General features: G+C 42.7%; 1 protein-coding gene. It reads left to right on the top strand.

What is annotated here, in order from left to right:
• Nucleotides 1-63: 63 nt before the first annotated feature.
• On the top strand, nt 64-328 hold a 265-nt coding region (locus L324_RS44410; protein WP_235783423.1), incomplete at its 3' end, for a response regulator aspartate phosphatase.

The following is a 328-nucleotide window of genomic DNA, read 5'->3' as shown; positions in this document are numbered from 1 at the left end:
TTTTTTTTCAAGCAGAAGACGGCATACGAGATAGCGGCCTGGCTCCTGAATCAGTGGTACACCATGATCAAGCGCCATGAAGCGCTCCAGGCTGTATCTTTGAGGTACGAGATCCAAAACCTGCTTTCTAAAATGGAGAAAAGCGGAGATCTGGAGCTTTATTTTCAGCTGTTGGACTATCGCTGCAAATTGATGATGGAGCAGTTTCAGAATCAGCCGAGCTTTTCCGGAAAATTAAAAGGCAGAAGGAAACGGTTAAGAGCGCGGATGACATCATTCAGTACTATTTTTTCTTTTTTTCAGGCATGTATGAGTTTTATGAGAAAAA

Origin of the sequence: Amycolatopsis orientalis DSM 40040 = KCTC 9412 (genome assembly GCF_000478275.1) — a bacterium.
Lineage (GTDB): Bacteria > Actinomycetota > Actinomycetes > Mycobacteriales > Pseudonocardiaceae > Amycolatopsis > Amycolatopsis orientalis.
Note: the sequence above shows the minus strand (reverse complement) of the source record. Positions and strands in the feature narration are given on the sequence as shown.